We start from the raw sequence: 576 nt of genomic DNA, 5'->3' as shown, positions 1-576 counted from the left end.
ACTCTTTAAAAGAGATGCACCCAGCAAGAGTCGAACTTGCAACCGCTTGATTCGTAGTCAAGTACTCTATCCAATTGAGCTATGGGTGCTAATAATGGTGCCGAGGGCCGGAATCGAACCGGCACGGATATCACTATCCGCAGGATTTTAAGTCCTGTGCGTCTACCTGTTCCGCCACCCCGGCTTTCTGAACAAGTTATCAAACTCTAGTTTTGCTAGAAGCGGAAGACGGGATTCGAACCCGCGACCCCCACCTTGGCAAGGTGATGTTCTACCACTGAACTACTTCCGCAAAGGATGCCGGCTAAAGGATTTGAACCCTCGACCCTCTGATTACAAATCAGATGCTCTACCAACTGAGCTAAGCCGGCTAATAGTGTGATTAAAATAGATTGTATTAACTAAAATAACTTCGAAAAGTTATTATGAGTCATGCAGGATTCGAACCTGCGACCCTCTGATTAAAAGTCAGATGCTCTACCAACTGAGCTAATGACTCATGGTGGAGGTTAACGGGCTCGAACCGCTGACCCTCTGCTTGTAAGGCAGATGCTCTCCCAACTGAGCTAAACCTCC

At 47.4% G+C, this 576-nt stretch carries 6 tRNA genes; all 6 read right to left on the bottom strand.

Features of this window, described 5'->3' with window-relative positions:
- Nucleotides 1–15: 15 nt before the first annotated feature.
- Nucleotides 16–89, bottom strand: a tRNA-Arg gene (locus ACEN4L_RS13455).
- 6 nt (nucleotides 90–95) lie between these two features.
- Nucleotides 96–184 (bottom strand) — tRNA-Leu (locus tag ACEN4L_RS13450).
- Nucleotides 185–220: 36 nt separating this feature from the next.
- Nucleotides 221–292, bottom strand: a tRNA-Gly gene (locus ACEN4L_RS13445).
- A 6-nt stretch (nucleotides 293–298) separates the two neighbouring features.
- Nucleotides 299–371, bottom strand: a tRNA-Thr gene (locus tag ACEN4L_RS13440).
- Between the two features lie 55 nt (nucleotides 372–426).
- Nucleotides 427–499, bottom strand: a tRNA-Lys gene (locus tag ACEN4L_RS13435).
- Between the two features lies 1 nt (nucleotide 500).
- A tRNA-Val gene (locus ACEN4L_RS13430) sits at nucleotides 501–576 on the bottom strand.

The sequence above is a fragment of the Desemzia sp. FAM 23988 genome, from assembly GCF_045528365.1.
Taxonomy (GTDB): Bacteria; Bacillota; Bacilli; order Lactobacillales; family Carnobacteriaceae; genus Desemzia.
This window is presented reverse-complemented; position numbering and strand designations above follow the sequence as displayed.